Annotated in this window: 11 protein-coding genes; 6 read left to right on the top strand and 5 right to left on the bottom strand. The window is 71.8% G+C overall.

The genetic code is table 11. The annotated features are described in order from the left end of the window. Positions 1–94 precede the first annotated feature (94 nt). Genes ACFVW6_RS23975 through ACFVW6_RS23960 form a run of 4 tightly spaced genes read left to right on the top strand, consistent with a single transcriptional unit; the run spans position 95 to position 7476 of the window. A complete protein-coding gene (locus tag ACFVW6_RS23975) occupies positions 95–5263 on the top strand; it encodes a DEAD/DEAH box helicase (protein ID WP_378829939.1) in 5169 nt (1722 codons plus the stop codon). Between the two features lie 4 nt (positions 5264–5267). Then, positions 5268–6047, top strand: coding sequence for a DNA-formamidopyrimidine glycosylase family protein (locus ACFVW6_RS23970; protein WP_378829936.1), 780 nt, complete (start codon positions 5268–5270; stop codon positions 6045–6047). 32 nt (positions 6048–6079) lie between these two features. Then, the gene (locus ACFVW6_RS23965; protein WP_378829934.1) at positions 6080–6643 is read left to right on the top strand and encodes a TetR/AcrR family transcriptional regulator; all 564 of its coding nucleotides are present in this window, start codon (positions 6080–6082) and stop codon (positions 6641–6643) included. Further along, positions 6643–7476 (top strand): MBL fold metallo-hydrolase, encoded by an 834-nt coding sequence (locus tag ACFVW6_RS23960; protein ID WP_365011001.1) that lies wholly within the window; start codon positions 6643–6645, stop codon positions 7474–7476. The genes ACFVW6_RS23965 and ACFVW6_RS23960 overlap by 1 nt, the downstream gene beginning before the upstream one ends. 7 nt (positions 7477–7483) lie before the next feature. Here ACFVW6_RS23960 and glpD read toward each other — a convergent pair whose 3' ends face one another. Continuing rightward, a complete protein-coding gene (glpD, locus tag ACFVW6_RS23955; protein ID WP_355271655.1) occupies positions 7484–9268 on the bottom strand; it encodes a glycerol-3-phosphate dehydrogenase in 1785 nt (594 codons plus the stop codon). Between the two features lie 235 nt (positions 9269–9503). Between glpD and glpK the strand changes: the two genes are divergently transcribed. Then, on the top strand, positions 9504–11000 hold the full coding sequence (gene glpK, locus ACFVW6_RS23950; RefSeq protein ID WP_355271653.1) for a glycerol kinase GlpK: 1497 nt from the start codon (positions 9504–9506) through the stop codon (positions 10998–11000). 4 nt (positions 11001–11004) lie between these two features. Here glpK and ACFVW6_RS23945 read toward each other — a convergent pair whose 3' ends face one another. The 4 genes from ACFVW6_RS23945 to ACFVW6_RS23930 form a co-directional block, all read right to left on the bottom strand. Further along, positions 11005–12177, bottom strand: coding sequence for a PLP-dependent aminotransferase family protein (locus tag ACFVW6_RS23945; protein ID WP_378829930.1), 1173 nt, complete (start codon positions 12175–12177; stop codon positions 11005–11007). Between the two features lie 94 nt (positions 12178–12271). After that, the gene (locus ACFVW6_RS23940) at positions 12272–13555 is read right to left on the bottom strand and encodes a hypothetical protein (RefSeq protein ID WP_355271649.1); all 1284 of its coding nucleotides are present in this window, start codon (positions 13553–13555) and stop codon (positions 12272–12274) included. Between the two features lie 71 nt (positions 13556–13626). Then, positions 13627–14697: a hypothetical protein gene (locus tag ACFVW6_RS23935; protein WP_378829927.1), complete on the bottom strand. Its 1071-nt coding sequence runs from the start codon at positions 14695–14697 to the stop codon at positions 13627–13629. Positions 14698–14986: 289 nt separating this feature from the next. Beyond that, positions 14987–16387 carry an NAD(P)H-quinone dehydrogenase gene (locus ACFVW6_RS23930; RefSeq protein WP_378829925.1) on the bottom strand — a complete coding sequence of 467 codons (1401 nt, stop codon included), beginning with the start codon at positions 16385–16387 and terminating at the stop codon, positions 14987–14989. A gap of 208 nt (positions 16388–16595) precedes the next feature. On the opposite strand from ACFVW6_RS23930, the gene ACFVW6_RS23925 reads away from it, so the two are divergent. After that, positions 16596–17057 carry a gamma-glutamylcyclotransferase gene (locus tag ACFVW6_RS23925; protein ID WP_022567362.1) on the top strand — a complete coding sequence of 154 codons (462 nt, stop codon included), beginning with the start codon at positions 16596–16598 and terminating at the stop codon, positions 17055–17057. The last annotated feature ends 60 nt before the right edge of the window (positions 17058–17117 follow it).

Raw genomic sequence — 17117 nt, 5'->3', positions numbered from 1 at the left:
ACGCTGCCACCAGCCCGCCACCGGGCTCGGTGTGGTGGGGGCGCGGGCCGCGCGTCGACGGGGGTTGTCGGTGGGCCGGTGCACACTGAACGCTATGGATCGGTTCTCGCCCGCTACCGCGCAGTGGTTCGACGGGGCCTTCGCTGGGCCGACGTCGGCCCAGCTCGGGGCGTGGCGGGCGATCGCGGACGGGGAGCACACACTGGTCGTCGCGCCCACCGGGTCGGGCAAGACGCTCTCGGCGTTCCTGTGGGCCATCGATCAGCTGGCCACCCGGCCCGCGCCGGAGCCGGGGACGCCGCGCGGGACGTCGGTGCTCTACGTCTCGCCGCTCAAGGCGCTGGCGGTGGACGTCGAGCGCAACCTCAGGGCGCCGCTGGTGGGGGTCACGCAGACGGCGAAGCGGCTGGGGCTGGACCCGCCGGCGATCTCGGTGGGGGTGCGCTCCGGCGACACCACCCCCGCACAGCGGCGCGCGATGCAGCGGACCCCGCCGGACATCCTCATCACCACGCCGGAGTCGCTGTTCCTGCTCCTCACCTCGGCGGCCAGGGAGAGCTTGGCCCAGGTCGGCACGGTGATCGTCGACGAGGTGCACGCCATCGCCGGCACCAAGCGCGGCGCGCACCTGGCCTTGTCGCTGGCCCGGCTGGACCAGCTCACCGAGCGGCCCGCGCAGCGGATCGGCCTGTCGGCGACGGTGCGCCCGCCCGAGGAGGTCGGCCGGTTCCTGGTTGGCGCGGCGCCGATCACCATCGTGCGCCCGCCCGCGCCGAAGACCTTCGACCTCTCGGTGCGGGTCCCGGTGGCCGATATGACCGATCCCGGCGATTCCGAGCAGCCGGGGTCGATCTGGCCGCATGTCGACGAGGCCATCGTCGACCTGGTGCTCGAGCATCGGTCCTCGATCGTGTTCGCGAACTCGCGCAGGCTCGCCGAACGGCTGACCGCGCGGCTCAACGAGGCCTACGCGGCCCGGCTGGGCGAGCCGGTGGACACCGAGCACGCGCCGCCCGCCCAGCTGGGCCCGTCCACCGAGGTGATCCACGGTGCCGAGCAGCTGCTGGCCAGGGCCCATCACGGCTCGGTCAGCAAGGAGCAGCGCGCGATCATCGAGGACGACCTCAAGAGCGGGCGCCTGCGCTGTGTGGTCGCCACCAGCAGCCTCGAACTGGGCATCGATATGGGCGCGGTCGACCTGGTGGTGCAGGTGGAGGCGCCGCCCTCGGTGGCCAGCGGGTTGCAGCGGGTGGGCCGGGCCGGACACCAGGTCGGTGAGGTCTCGCGCGGTGTGCTGTTCCCGAAGCACCGCACCGATGTCATCCACTGCACCGTCGCCGCCCAGCGCATGCTCGCTGGCGAGATCGAACTGCTGCAGATCCCCGCGCATCCCCTCGACATCCTGGCCCAGCAGACGGTGGCGGCGTGCGCGCTCGAACCGATCGATGTCGACGGCTGGTTCGACATCGTCCGCGGCACCGGCAGTTACGCGAACCTGCCCCGCTCGGCCTACGAATCCGTACTCGACCTGCTCGCCGGCCGTTACCCGTCCGACGAGTTCGCCGAACTGCGCCCCCGGGTGGTCTGGGACCGCGACGCGGGCACCCTCACCGGCCGCCCCGGCGCACAGCGCCTCGCCGTCACCTCCGGCGGCGCCATCCCCGATCGCGGCATGTTCGCGGTGTTCATGGTGGGCGAGAAGGCTTCCCGGGTGGGCGAACTCGACGAGGAGATGGTCTACGAGTCGCGGGTGGGCGACGTGTTCGCACTCGGCGCCACCAGCTGGCGGATCGAGGAGATCACCTTCGACCGGGTGCTGGTCTCGCCCGCCTTCGGGCTCCCCGGCCGGCTGCCGTTCTGGCACGGCGACAGCCTGGGCCGCCCGGCCGAATTGGGCACCGCCCTGGGGGAATTCGTGCGGACGGCGGGTCAGGTGTCGGCCGACGAGCTGTCCCGGATCGTCGCGGACATGGGCGTCCGTCCCGGATCGGTTGCGTCACAGGACAATTCGACGACGCTCGGCGTACCCGCACCGAACGGGAGCGCGAAGAAGTCCAGTGGCGCGAAAGGCGCCGAGCGCCCGGACACCGCCGCGGCCCGGCTGGAACAGCTGGTCCGCACCGCGGGCCTGGACCAGAACGCGACCGCGAACATGGTCGGACTGCTCGAGGAACAGCGCGCCGCCACCGGTCGGCTGCCCACCGACCGCACCCTGGTCGTCGAGCGTTTCCGCGACGAACTCGGCGACTGGCGCCTGGTCCTGCACTCCCCCTACGGCACTCCGGTGCACGCGCCGTGGGCCCTGGCCGTCGGCGCGCGGCTGCAGGAACGCTTCGGCATCGACGCGGCCCCGACGGCGTCCGACGACGGCATCGTGGTGCGCCTGCCCGACACCACCGACGACCCGCCCGGCGCCGAACTGTTCGCCTTCGAACCCGACGAGATCGACGACATCGTCACCGAGCAGGTCGGCGGTTCGGCGCTGTTCGCCTCCCGGTTCCGCGAGTGCGCGGCCAGGGCCCTGCTGCTGCCGCGTCGCGATCCGGGCAAGCGCGCACCGCTGTGGCAGCAACGCCAGCGCTCGGCCCAATTGCTGGATGTGGCACGCAAGTTCCCGGACTTCCCGATCCTGCTGGAGACCGTGCGCGAATGTCTGCGCGATGTCTACGACCTGCCGTCCCTGCGCGACCTGCTCACCAAGGTCGCCCGCCGCGAGGTGCGGCTGATCGACGTCGAGACGGCCAGCCCGTCCCCGTTCGCCAATGCCCTGCTGTTCTCCTACATCGGCCAGTTCCTCTACGACGGCGACAGTCCGCTGGCCGAACGCCGCGCCGCCGCCCTGGCATTGGACTCGAGCCTGCTCGCCGAACTCCTCGGCCGCGTCGAATTGCGCGAGCTCCTCGACCCCGCCGTCATCGCCCTCACCGAACGCGAACTCCAGCGCCTCACCCCCGAACGCTGGGCACGCGACGCCGAGGGGCTGGCCGACCTGCTGCGCCTGCTCGGCCCCCTCACCCCCGCCGAGGCCGCCGCCCGCTGCGTACGGCGCGGTGGCGCCGCGCCCGACGCCGAAGCTCGGGACCGCGACGCCGCGCTCAGCGGCCCGCACGATCCGGCAGCCGACGGTCCTTCCCCTGGCACAGGCACCGCCGCGGCCGAGAGCGACACGGCCGATCGCCGATCGCCGATCGCGGACGCGCGCGACGACGACGACGCCGAGCACCCGTCCGACGTGCTCGCCAACTCCGACGCGCTCGCCAACTCCGACGCGCTCGCCAACTCCGACGCGCCCGCCGACTTCGACGCGCTGGCCAACTCCGACGCGCCCGCCTGGTTCGCCGACCTGCGCGATGCCCATCGCGCACTGGAGGTTTCGTTCGCCGGCCGCACCTGGTGGGTAGCGATCGAGGACGCCGCGCGCCTGCGCGACGCGCTGGGTGTGCCGCTGCCGATCGGTGTGCCCGCCGCGTTCATCGAACCGGTCCCCGACCCGCTCGGCGACCTCGTCGGCCGCTACGCGCGGACCCACGCGCCGTTCGGCACCGCCGACGTCGCCGCGAGGTTCGGCCTCGGCTCGGCGGTCGCCGCCACCGCACTGCATCGGCTGCTGGCCGAGAAGCGCGTGGTGGAAGGCGAATTCACGCCCGCGACGGCGGGTACCGAATGGTGCGATGCGCAGGTCCTGCGCCGGTTGCGCCGCCGGTCGCTGGCCGCCGCCCGGCACGAGGTGGAGCCGGTGTCGACCGCGGCGCTCGGCCGCTTCCTGCCCGCGTGGCAACACGTCGGTTCCGGCGAGCTGCGCGGCATCGACGGCGTCGCCACCGTGGTGGAACAGCTGGCGGGCGTGCCGATCCCGGCCTCGGCGTGGGAATCGCTGATCCTGCCGATGCGGGTGCGCGACTACTCCCCCGCCATGCTCGACGAACTGATGGCGAGCGGCGAGGTGATCTGGTCCGGGCACGGCGCGATCACCGCCCGCGACGCCTGGATCGCCCTGCACCTGGCCGACCAGGCTCCCTTCACCCTGCCGCCCCCGGACGACATCGACCCCACCGACATCCAGCTCGGCCTCCTGGCCGCCCTCGGCGCACAGCTGGAGCCATGGCCACCGCGCACCCCGCAACTGCCCACGGTCGACCTCGACGCGCCGGCGGCGTCCGGGCCTGCCGAATCCGAGGCCGCGCCGACCAACGGCGCCACCGCTCCCCTCACCACCAACGGTGACACCACCCGCAAGGCCCGCGGAAACGGCAGCACCGCCCGCGGAAACGGCAGCACCGCCCGCGATTCGGCCGCCGCAGCGACCGCGGGCCAGGACAACCCCCGCCTGCCACCCACCCTGCACGGCGGCGGCGCCTACTTCTTCCGCCAGCTCGCCGACACCACCGGCCTGCTCGACGACAAGGCCGTCGGCGACGCGCTCTGGCAACTGGTGTGGGCCGGGTACGTCTCCGGCGACACCTTCGCCCCCGTGCGCGCCCTGCTCTCCGGCACCGCCCGCAGCACCACTGCCCACCGCACCCCGCGCCGAGCCCCGCGCGGCCGCGCCTACCTGCCGCGCCCGTCGATGCCGACCCGCTCCGGCCCGCCGACCCTGGCCGGGCGCTGGTCGATCCTGCCGGAACGGGTGCGGGACAACACCCTGCGCGCCCACGCCACCGCCGACCAGCTCATCGAGCGCTACGGTGTGCTGACCCGCGGCTCGGTCCAGAACGAAGGCGTGCCCGGCGGTTTCGCGCTGATGTACCGGGTCCTGACCGAGTTCGAGGACCGGGGCCGGTGCCGCCGTGGCTATTTCGTCGATACCCTCGGCGGCGCCCAGTTCTCCACGACCGACACCGTCGACCGGCTGCGGTCCTTCGACACCGACCGCACCGCCGCCCAGCCCGGCGTCGCACTGGCCCTGGCCGCCTGCGATCCGGCCAACCCGTACGGCGCCGCGCTGCCGTGGCCGAAGGGCGACGCCGAGGGCGGCCACCGGCCCGGCCGCAAGGCGGGCGCCCTGGTGGTCCTGGTCGGCGGCGAGCTGGTGCTGTACGTGGAGCGCGGCGGCAAGACGCTGCTCAGCTTCACCGAGGACCCCGGGCTGCGCCGGCTGGCCGCGACCGCGCTGGCCGGGCTGGTGCACGACCGCCGGGTCGACGGCCTGGTGATCGACAAGATCAACGGGGAGACCGTGCACGGCAACACCTTCGCCGACGTGCTGGTGGAGTCCGGCTTCTCGATGACCCCGCGCGGTCTGCGGCTGCGCAGGCAGGTGTAACCGAATGCCCGAGGGCGACATCGTCTTCCGCACGGCCGAGCGCCTGCGCACCGCCCTGGCCGGGAAGACCCTCACCCGCAGCGACTTCCGCGTCCCCCGGTACGCGACGGTCGACCTGGTCGGCGATCTGGTGACCGAGGTCGGCAGCTACGGCAAGCACCTGTTCGTCCGCACCGACCGGGTGAGCATCCACACACACCTGAAGATGGAGGGCGAGTGGCGGGTGTTCCACTGCGGCCAGCGCTGGACGAAGCCGCGGGTCACCGCGCGCGTGGTGCTGGCCAACGACGAGGTCGAGGCGGTCGGCTTCGCCCTCGGCAAGGTCCAGGTGCTGCCCCGCGCCGAGGAACACACGGTGATCGATCACCTCGGCCCCGACCTGCTCGGCCCGAACTGGGACGCCATCGAGGCCCTGCGCAGGCTCGACGAGTACCCGCGCCGCCCCATCGGCCTCGCCCTGCTCGATCAGCGCAATCTGGCGGGCATCGGCAACATCTACCGCAGCGAGATCTGCTTCCTGCGCCGCGTCCATCCCGCGACGCCGGTCGGTGACATCGGCGACCTGCCCGCCCTCGTCGACGAGGCCCATCGGGTGCTCGGCAAGGCCGCGCACCAGCCCCCGTGGCGGCCGATGGCCTACGGCCGCACCCGCCGCCCCTGCCCACGCTGCGGGACCGCGATCGTCTCGCGCCTGCTCGGCGAGGACGACCCCGCCGATCGCATCACCCAGCGCGAACGCGGCATCTACTTCTGTCCCCGCTGCCAACCCGAGCCAACTAACTAGACCGGTCGTCATACTCGAGCTACGCTGAGCCGGTGACCCCACGCACGGACTCCCGGCAGCGTTTCCTCGACGCCGCCGCCGACCTGTTCCATACCCAGGGCTACCACGCCACCGGCGTCAACCAGCTGGTCAGCGCGGGCGGCGCGCCCAAGGGCTCGTTCTACTTCCACTTCCCCGGCGGCAAGGAACAACTCGCCGCCGAGGCCATCGTCCAGTCGGCCGACAGCCTGCGCGCACTGCTCACCGCCGCGCTCGAGGCGGGCGATCTGGACGGCGTCTTCGCCGCCCTCGGCGCGATGCTCACCGACTCGGACTTCCAGCGCGGCTGCCCGATCGCCACCATCGCCCTCGACGCGGGCGGCGACAGCGAACCGATCCGCGAAGCCTGCGTCACCGGTTTCGACTCCTGGCGCACCGCCATCGACGAATTCCTGCGCGCCAAGGGAATTCCCGACGCGCGCGCCGACGAGCTGTCCACCGTGGCGCTGGCCATGCTCGAGGGTGGACTGCTGCTCGCCCGCACCCGACGTGACCTCACCCCCCTGCGCGCGGTGGCCGACCACCTGCGCGCCACTCTCGAACAGGAGCTCTCCTGATGCGTCTGCACCACCTCGACGGCGGCACCATGCGTCCCTTCGGCGGCCGTCTACTCGACGGCGTCGGCGGCCTCACCCGCCGCGCCGAAATGGTCTGCCACTGCGTCCTCGTCGAACTCGACGACCGGCTGGTCCTGATCGAGACCGGCATCGGCGAGGGCGCGGTCCGGCGTCCCGACGAATGGCTGGGCCGTCGCTTCATCCGGATGACCCGCCCCGTGCTCGAGCTCGAGGGCACCATCGCGCGCCGGATCGAGGCGCTCGGTTACCGCCGCGAGGACGTCACCGACATCGTGCTCACCCACCTCGATCTCGACCACGCGGGCGGGCTCGCCGAATTCCCCCAGGCCACCGTGCACGTCTACCACGAGGAACTGCGCGCGCTGGAAGGGCACTACGGACCGCGCGAGAAGTTCCGTTATCGCGCAGCGCAATTCGCGCATCAGCCGCGCTGGCAGAGCTACGACGAACTCGGCGAGCCGTGGTTCGGCTTCGGCGCGGTGCGCCCATTGCGCGGCCTGCCCGCCGAACTGCTGATCATCCCGCTGGCCGGGCACACCCGGGGCCACGCCGGTGTCGCGATCGACACCGGGGCGGGCTGGAAGTTCGCCGTCGGCGACGCCTACTTCCACCCCGGTCAGCTCGATCTCGAGCACCCGCACCAGCCACCCGCCGCCGCGCTGTTCGAACGCCTGATGCAGACCGTCGGGCCTGCCCGGATCGACAATCAGGAGCGGCTGCGCGAACTGCTGCGCGGCCACGGCGACGAGGTCGAGGTGTTCTGCGCGCACAACGCCGTCGAACTGGCCGCCCTGCAGCGGGCGACCGTCTAGCGGCCGCTCACCGATCCTGCGGTACCGGCTCCAGCAGCTGGGGCCGTGGCTCCGGCGCCGCCGCCCGCAGCGCGTCGGCGGAGATGTCGTCGGGCTGGGTCTGCGATTCGATCTCGGCCCGCACCCGCGCCTGGTACGTGGTCACCTCGCGGTCGATCTCGTCGGCGTCCCAGCCCAGCACAGGCGCGACCAGGTGCGCGACCTGTTCGGCGCAGTGCGCGCCGCGATCGGCGTACTCGATCGAGATGCGGGTGCGCCGGGCCAGGATGTCGTCGAGGTGCAGCGCACCCTCGGCGGCGGCCGCGTACACCGCTTCGACCTGGAGGTAGGCGGGGGCGTCGGTGATCGGTTGCAGCAGTTCGGGTCTGCCCGCCGCCAGCGACAGCACCTCGTCGACCACCGAGCCGTAGCGGTCGAGCAGGTGGGTCATCCGGTAGGGGTGCACGCCGTAGTGCTCGGCCAGCTGCACGGTCTGGTTCACCAGGGCGAAGTAGCCGTCGGCGCCGATCAGCGCGACCTTCTCGGTGATCGACGGCGAGACCCGGGCCGGAATGTCCTGTGCCGCTTCGTCCATCGCGTCGGCGGCCATCACCCGGTAGGTGGTGTACTTGCCGCCGGCGATGCTCACCAGGCCGGGCGCGACGCGGGCCACCGCGTGTTCGCGCGAGAGCTTGGAGGTCTCGTCGCTCTCCCCGGCCAGCAGCGGCCGCAGGCCCGCGTAGACGCCGTCGATGTCGGCGGGGGTGAGCGGGGTGACCAGCACCTCGTTCACCCGGTCGAGCAGGTAGTCGATGTCGGCCTTGGTGGCGGCGGGGTGGGCGAGGTCGAGGTTCCAGTCGGTATCGGTCGTGCCGATGATCCAGTGCGCGCCCCACGGGATGATGAACAGCACCGAGCTGGTGGTGCGCAGGATGATCGCGGCATCGCTGACGATCCGGTCGCGCGGCACCACGATGTGCACGCCCTTGGACGCGCGCACATGGAACCGGCCACGCTGCCGCGACAGGCTCTGCACCTCGTCGGTCCACACCCCGGTCGCGTTGATCACCACATTCGCACGCGCCTCCCCGGTGCGCCCGTCCTCGGTGTCGCGCAGCTTCACCCCGACGACCCGGTCGGCCTCCCGCAGGAACCCGACGACCTGGGTGGAGGTGCGGATGACCGCGCCGTAGTGCGCGGCGGTGCGGGCCACGGTCATGGTGTGGCGGGCGTCGTCGACGACGGTGTCGTAGTAGGTGACACCGCCGATCAGCGCGTCCCTGCGCAACCCCGGCGCCAGCCGCATCGCGCCGTGCCTGGTCAGATGATGCTGTCCCGGAACGGATTTCGCGCCGCCCATGGTGTCGTAGAGGGTGAGACCGGCGGCCACGTACGGACGCTCCCACACCCGGTGGGTCAGCGGGTACAGGAATCGCAGCGGCTTCACCAGGTGCGGCGCCAGCGTCGACAGCGCCAGTTCGCGTTCCTTCAGCGCCTCCCGGACCAGCCCGAACTCGAGCTGCTCGAGGTAGCGCAGGCCGCCGTGGAACATCTTCGACGACCGGCTCGAGGTCCCCGACGCCAGATCGCGGGCCTCGACCAGCGCGACCGACAGGCCACGGGTCGCCGCGTCCAGCGCGATCCCGGCGCCGACCACGCCACCGCCGACGACCAGCACGTCGAACTGGTCCTTGCCGAGCCGCTCCCAGGCGGCGCGGCGCTGGTCGGGGCCGAGCTGACCGGGCCCGAGCCGTTGGCCGCCCGCGACCAGTTCCCCCGGGTGCAGGAACGGAAACTCCGGTGTCTGCGACATGCTCGACTCCTCGCCGCCGACCGCGCTCGGTCGGAATCAGCCGACAGTGGGTCGACGCCGTCCACGGTCCCGGCGCCGCTGCGTACAACCTCAACGTAGTGCCTGCGCGGCGCGCGGGCCGACCGTGGCGGGGCGTGGCAGCGAATTCGGTGCGGAAAACCAGCGAGCGCCGGCGCGGTGGTGTCATCCGACGAAGCCGGCGCAGCGCCGGTCCGGGGTTCGGTAGCCTGCATCAATGCGTCGCTATGTGGCCGCCATCGATCAGGGCACGACCTCGAGTCGCTGCATCGTCTTCGACCGGCAGGGCCGGATCGTCGGGACCGCGCAGCGGGAGCATCGCCAGATCTTCCCGAAACCGGGCTGGGTCGAGCACGCGCCTGCGGAGGTGTGGCGCAACACCGAATGGGCGCTCGGCGCGGCGCTGGGGCACGCGGGCTGCTCGGCGGGCGACCTGGCCGCCATCGGCATCACCAATCAGCGCGAGACCACCGTCGTCTGGGATCGCGCCACCGGCGAACCGGTGTACAACGCGATCGTCTGGCAGGACACCCGCACCGATCAGCTCTGCGCCGAACTCGCGGGCGATCAGGGCCCGCAGCGCTACGCCGAGCGCACCGGGCTGCCGCTGTCGACCTATTTCGCGGGCCCGAAGCTGCGTTGGATCCTCGACAATGTCCCCGGCGTCCGCGCCCGCGCCGAGGCCGGTGACCTCTGTTTCGGCACCATGGACAGCTGGGTGCTGTGGAACCTGACCGGCGAGCACCGCACCGACGTCACCAACGCCTCGCGCACCATGCTGATGGATCTGCGCACGCTGCAATGGGATCCGCGGATCTGCGCCGAGTTCGACATCCCGATGTCGCTGCTCCCGCAGATCCGCAGCTCCTCGGAGGTCTACGCCGAGATCACCCGCGGACCGTTCGCGGGCGCGCCGGTGGCCGGCATCCTCGGTGATCAGCAGGCCGCCACCTTCGGCCAGGCGTGCCTGTCGCCGGGCGAGGCCAAGAACACCTATGGCACCGGCAATTTCATGCTCCTCAACACCGGGACAACGCCGGTGATCAGCAAGCACGGGCTGCTGACCACCGCCTGCTATCAGCTCGGCGACCAACCCGCCGTCTACGCGCTGGAGGGATCGATCGCCGTCACCGGTTCGCTGGTGCAGTGGTTGCGCGACAATCTCGGCATCATCGCCTCGGCCGAGGAGGTGGAGCCGCTGGCCCGCAGCGTCGAGGACAACGGCGGCGCCTATTTCGTCCCGGCGTTCTCCGGGCTGTTCGCGCCGCGCTGGCGACCCGACGCCCGCGGTGTCATCGCCGGCCTGACCCGGTTCGTCACCAAGGCCCATCTGGCCAGGGCCGCACTGGAATCCACCGCGTTCCAGACCCGCGAGGTCGTCGACGCCATGCGCGCCGACGCCGCCGCCCAGCAGCTCGATCTGGAACTGACCACCCTCAAGGTCGACGGCGGCATGACCGGCAACGACCTGCTCATGCAGTTCCAGGCCGACATCCTCGACGTCCCGGTGGTCCGCCCGGTGGTCCGCGAGACCACCGCCCTCGGCGCCGCCTACGCGGCGGGCCTGGCCGTCGGCTACTGGTCCGGCCTCGACGACCTGCGCGCCAACTGGACCGCCGACCACACCTGGACACCCACCATGTCCGACGACGAGCGCATCCTGCGCTACACCGAGTGGAACAAGGCGGTCGAACGCACCTACGGCTGGGTCTGACGACTCAGAGCGCGCGACCCAGCCGGGCCACGGCCTCGGCCAGGGTCGCCTCGTCCGAGGTGGTGAAGCACAGCCGCATCGACGAGCGGTAGGCGTCCGCGACGGCGAAGGCCGCGCCGGGGACGTAGGCCGCGCCTGCGTCGAGGGCCTTGGGGAGCAGATCCGTGGTGTCGGTGCCGTCGGTGAAGTCGACCCAGACGAACATGCCGCCCATCGCGTCGGTGCTGCGCACCCGCTCGCCGAAGGTGTCGCGGACCGCCGAGACCAGCGCGCGGGCCCGGCTGCCATAGGCGGCACGGACCGAATCGACGTGGGCGGCAAGCCAATCGGTGTCGGTCAGCAGCTCGGTGGCGATCTGCTGGGTGAGCGCGGAGCCGCAGAGATCGGCGCCCTGCTTGAGCAGTTCGACGGCGCGACAGACGTGGTCGGGGGCGACCATCCAGCCGACCCGCAGGGCGGGCGCCAGGATCTTGGACGTGCTGGAGAGCCGGATCACCTGGGGCGAGTAGCTCGCGACCGGGTCGGGCGCGGGCCGGTCGAACCAGAGCTCGCCGTACGGGTCGTCCTCGATCACCCAGAAGCCGTGCGCCTCGGCGAGTTCGGCGAGGCGGCGACGGCGTTCGGGCGCCAGGGTGACCCCGCCCGGGTTGTGGAAGTTGGAAACGGTGTGCACGACGGCGGGACGCTCCCCCGCGGCGAGCAGCTCCTCCAGCGCGTCGACGCGCATGCCGTCGCCGTCCAGCGGCACCGCGACGATCCGCGCGCCCGCGGCCCGGAACACTTGCAGCGCACCGACATACGCGGGGTCCTCGACGATCACCAGCGCGCCCGGATCGAGCAGCACCTCGGCGAGCAGCGACAGCGCCTGCTGCGACCCGTGGGTGATGAACACGTCCTCCAGCGGCACCGCACGCCCGATCCGCGCGGACTCCCGCGCCGCGATCACCGCGCGCAGCGCGGGCCAGCCGGGCGACTCGGTGTACTGCAGCACCGCCGCGTCAGCCAGCGCGTTCTGCGCGGCGGCGGCGATCCGCTCGCGCGGCATCAGCGCCGCGTCGGGCAGCCCGCCCGCGAGGCTGATGATGTCGGCGCGCGCGGTGAGCTTGAGCAGGTCCCTGATCGCCGAGCTCTGCAGGCTCGCGAGCTTGCTCGCCAATGCTGGAGTTGTCGACAACATGGAAACCTCCCGGGAACGCCAAGGAACCGCAATCATCCCACGATTGCATACCGCTCGCCAGAATGTGAAATAGAAGTCTCAGATAGTGAGACTTCTACCGCGCCGTGATCGACTTGACCTGCCATTTCCCATCGGTGTTGGTGGTGACGATCTCCTGCTTGTAGACGATCGCCGAACCGTCGGGATGCCACTCGCGCAGTTCCACGTCGTAGCGGCCGGTGGCCGTCTCGCGCATCTTCACGCAGTGCTTGGAACCGGCGGGGATGAGCTCGTCGATCGCCTTCTGGATGGTCTCGGCCGTGGAGATGTTCTCCGCGTCGGGCGCCACGTAGTCGCGCACCTTCGCGCCGGACCGGTCGACGTAGAAGGCGTACTGGAAGCCCAGGATCGCCTTCGCGCCCGACGAGGTGTCGCCGGGGCCGTTGCCGACGGTGACGGCCGCCTCGGAGACCGACTTGCACTCGGTGGGCGAGGCGATCGACGGGATCGGGGCGGCGGTCACGCCGGGATCGCTGCCGCCACCGCGCTTGACCAGGGCGATCGTCAGGATCAGGGCGACGACGAGGAGCACCGCGGCCGCCGCGCCGCCGATGATCCAGCGCAGGCGGCGCTTGTCGGTGTCCTGCTTCTCGCTGACCGGTGTCACCGGGGTCTTCGGCGCGAGGCGACGGGCGATCGGGTCGTCGGCCCAGGACAGTCCGGGCTCCGACGGCGGCTTCGGGACCGCGCCGCCCTCGTCGGGACTGTTCCACCAGGCCTTGTCGTCGGACCTGGGCTCCTCGGCGATCGGCGCGCGCACCGTCTCCGGCGCGGGCACCCGCACGGTCTCGGGCGCGGGGGTGTCGGCGGGCGCCTGGGCGCGGGGTGTCGGCCGCTCGCGCCGGATCACCTCGGTGTGCTCCCGGCCCGAGTTGACCGGGACGGAGTCACCGAACGGCGAACCCTCCCGGCGCGGCAGCTCACCGGTGAAGCGGACCGTCTGGTCCTCCGACGGCGCGCTCATGCGCGGATCGGGGGCGCCGAACGGCGAGGAGGACTGCGGCGGGGTGGCCACGGCGTCACCGAAGACGGAGGTGGGCGCGGCGGGCTGGACCGGCGGGCGCGGGGGCATGGTCGGCGGACCGGGCGGCGGCGGGACCGGCGGCTGCCCGGCGATCGGCGCGCCGAACGGGCCGGGCGCGGACGACGGCGCGGCGGCCGGGCGCCAGCCCATCTCCGGGTGACCGCCGGGCGGCGCGGGCGGCGGCGCCGCGGCGAGCGGGCCACCGAAACCGGTGGCCGCGTCGTCCACGGGCGGCCCGAAATCGCCTACGGGAGGACCGAATCCGGCGGCGGGTTGCTTGTCGCCGCGCTCGTTGTCGTCACCGTCGGTGCCCAAATCCAATCCTTTCCCCAGGACACACGTGTGGGGCGGTCGCCATCCGACCGCCCCACACGACGTACTGCGTGTCAGTACTGGAGCGAGCCACCCCACTGGGTGGTGACACCTGCGACGTTCACCGTCTGAAGCAGCTCCCCCGGCACCGGAAGTGTAGCCTTCGCGGCCGCTTCCATCGCGGCGGCGCCACCCGGCTGCGCCTTGATCCAGTTCTCGACCGCCGCCTTGGCCAGGTTGGCCTGGGTGGTGTCGAGGACGGTCACGGTGGTGTTGTCGGCCCGGCCGTCGCCACCGTTGTAGGTGGTGACCTTCACCGAGTTCTCGCCGACGTACTCGACCGAGACGCCCGCGTCACCGAAACCGGTCGGCGTGCGGTAGCCGACGGTGCCGACGTAGCCGGAGGCGTTGTTGTAGTGGTGGGTGTTGACCACACCGGGCAGCACGCCGCCGCCGTCGATGGAGACACCGACCTCCTGGTGCGGGCCCTCCATCTCGACGACCGGCGCGGCCGGAGCGTCGGTGAAGTGCGGCGCCGTCCAGGTGGGCGTCTGCACGAGCTGGTCGGAGCCCTCGCCCTCGGTGGCCGTGCCCTGATCGGACGGCACGCTCGGCTGGGCCTGCGACGGCTGCGCGGGCTGACCCTGCGACTGCTGACCGGGCGTGGTACCCGGCTGGCCCGGGGTGGTGCCCTGCTGGCCGGGAGTGGTCTCCTGCTGCGGGGTGGTGCCCGCGCGCTCCGGCTGGACGGCCGGCTGCGCCTGGCTGCCCTGGCCGGTCTGACCCGGCACCGGCAGCGGCGCGACACGGGGGCTGGTGACACCCGGCTGGCTCGGGGTCGGGGTGGCAGGCGTGGCCTGACCCGGCTGACCCGGCGCGGGGCTGGTGACGCCCGGCTGGGCCGGCGTCGGCTTGGTCTGTCCGGGCTTGTTCTCGCCCGGCTTCACGTTCTCCGGCGTCTCCGGCTGCGTCTGCTCGGGGCCGCCGGTCTCCGGCGCCTCCTCCGAGGGCTGCTGGGTGCCCGGCTGCGCAGGCGCCGGGGTCGCGGGAGTGGTCGGCTGGTCGCTGGGGACCGCGCCGGCCGGAGCCGCGAGAATGGTTGCCACGGCGGCCGCAGCGGCCAGGGGCAACGACGTGCTGGCCATCGCTCGCTGCGCCCGACTCGGCTTACGATGCTTCACTTTTCGCTTATCCCTTTCCCGGAGGGAATCCCCCACTGCTCCACCACGCGACCACAACTGATCACGCCTCGGCCGTGAGTCAACCACATGAGCGCGGGACAGGCAACGCAGCAGTAAGTTTCGCACCGCCGCCGCTCCGCCTGCGGAAACACGCTCCGGGACCACCATCGGGAATCGACGACCACCGTTGTCGAACAAGACAATTCGAAACCTCGCCGATCAGTGATCCGACTCACATTTTTCGGCGCGGCGCTCAGTCCAGGTCGTCGTGGCGCATCAGCAAACGCCCGGCTTCGGTGACCGAACCGGTCAGCGACGGATACACCGAGAACGTCTGCGCGAGATCGGTGACGGTGAGGTTGTTCTGCACCGCCAGCGCGATCGGCAGGATCAGCTCCGAGGCGATCGGCGCGACGACAACGCCGCCGATCACCACGCCGGTCGCCGGGCGGCAGAAGATCTTGACGAAACCGCGCCGCAGCCCCGACATCTTCGCGCGCGGATTGGTGTTCAGCGGCAGCATCACCGTGCGCGCGGGCACCTCGCCGTTGTCGATCGCGGTCTGGCTGACCCCGACGGTCGCGATCTCCGGCCGGGTGAACACTGCCGAGGCCACCGTCTTCAGGCGGATCGGGCTCACGCCCTCGCCCAGCGCGTGATACATCGCGATGCGGCCCTGCATGGCGGCCACCGAGGCCAGCGGGAGCAGGCCGGTGCAGTCGCCCGCGGCGTAGACGCCGGGCACCGAGGTGCGCGAAACCCGGTCGACGCGAAGGTATCCGCCGCGATCGAGTTCGATGCCGACCCGGTCGAGGCCGAGGCTGTCGGTGTTCGGCGTCGAGCCGACGGTCATCAGCGCGTGCGAACCCGTCACGGTACGGCCGTCGGACAGCTTCACCACGATGCCGTCGGCGGTGCGCTCCACCGCGTCGGCACGGGCGTGCTTGACCAGTTCCACGCCACGCTCGGCCAACGCTTCCTCGAGCACGAGCGCCGCGTCGGCGTCCTCGCCGGGCAGCACGCGGTCGCGGCTGGAGACCAGCTTCACCCGCACACCCATCTCGGTGTACGCGGAGACGAACTCGGCGCCGGTGACACCGGACCCGACCACCACCAGCGTCTCGGGCAGTTCCTGCAGGTCGTAGAGCTGGCGCCAGTTCAGGATGCGCTCGCCGTCCGGCTCGGCGCCGGGCAGCACGCGCGGGCTGGCGCCGGTGGCGATGAGCACGACCTCGGCCTCGAACTCCTCGGTGCTGCCGTCGGCCAGCATCGCCTTGACCCGATGCGCCAAACCGGTCGCGGGACCGACCAATTCGCCCCGGCCCGCCAGCAGCTGCACCCCGGCGGCCTGCAACTTGGCGCGGATGTCGGCGGACTGGGCCAGCGCGAGCGCCTTGACGCGGCCGTTCACCTCGGGCAGGTGCACCTGGGCCTGGCTGGCGTCGAGGGTGATGCCCAGATCGCGGGCGCGGCGCAGATCGGTGCGCAGACCGGTGGAGGCGATGAAGGTCTTGGACGGAACGCAGTCCCAGAGCACGCACGCGCCGCCGATGCCGTCGGCGTCGACCAGGGTCACCGAGGCCCCGTGCTGGGCGGCCACCAGGGCTGCCTCATATCCCGCCGGTCCGCCACCGATGATCGCAATCCGTGCCACAGCCACGCTCCCTGTATTCGCCTGATCGGCCGCGTCCCTTGTGGGGACCCGTCCGTACTGTCGCTCCATCATTTCAGGTGCGTTGTGACGGTCCGGGGTCGGATCGGTGAACAAGTTCGGCGTGTCGAGACCCGCCACAACTGTGACCGTCAGCCGATCTGGGTGGGAGACAGGAATTCCGCTGCTGTTATTGGCTACAGTTCGTCAGGTGCCGATCTATGCCGCTTACGGGTCCAACATGGACTCGACGCAGATGCTGGAACGCTGCCCGCATTCGCCCATGTCGGGGACCGGGTGGCTGGAAGGTTGGCGCCTGACCTTCGCCGGTGACGACATCGGCTGGGAAGGGCCGTTGGCCACCGTCGTCGAAGATCCGGGCTCCCGGGTGTTCGTCGTCCTCTACGACGTCTCCCCCGAGGACGAGGACCGCCTCGACCGCTGGGAAGGCTCGGACTTCGGTATCCACAAGAAGATCAGGATCCGGGTCACCGGCACCCAGGGCGAGTCGCGGCTTGCGTGGCTCTACGTCCTCGACGCCTACGAGGGCGGGCTGCCCTCGGCGCGGTACATCGGCGTCATCGCCGACGCGGCCGAAAAGGCAGGCGCCCCCGAGGATTACGTCCATGCCCTGCGCACCCGCAACAGCAAGAACGTAGGCCCCGGCGCTTGAGCTGGACCGCCTCTCCGCGTATTTTGGCCGGACTCGCCAGCCGCTGACGTTGCGTCGGCG

The sequence above is a fragment of the Nocardia sp. NPDC058244 genome, assembly GCF_042882065.1.
GTDB lineage: Bacteria > Actinomycetota > Actinomycetes > Mycobacteriales > Mycobacteriaceae > Nocardia.
The sequence above is the reverse complement of the archived record's forward strand: the minus strand, read 5'-3'. Positions and strand labels throughout refer to the sequence as shown.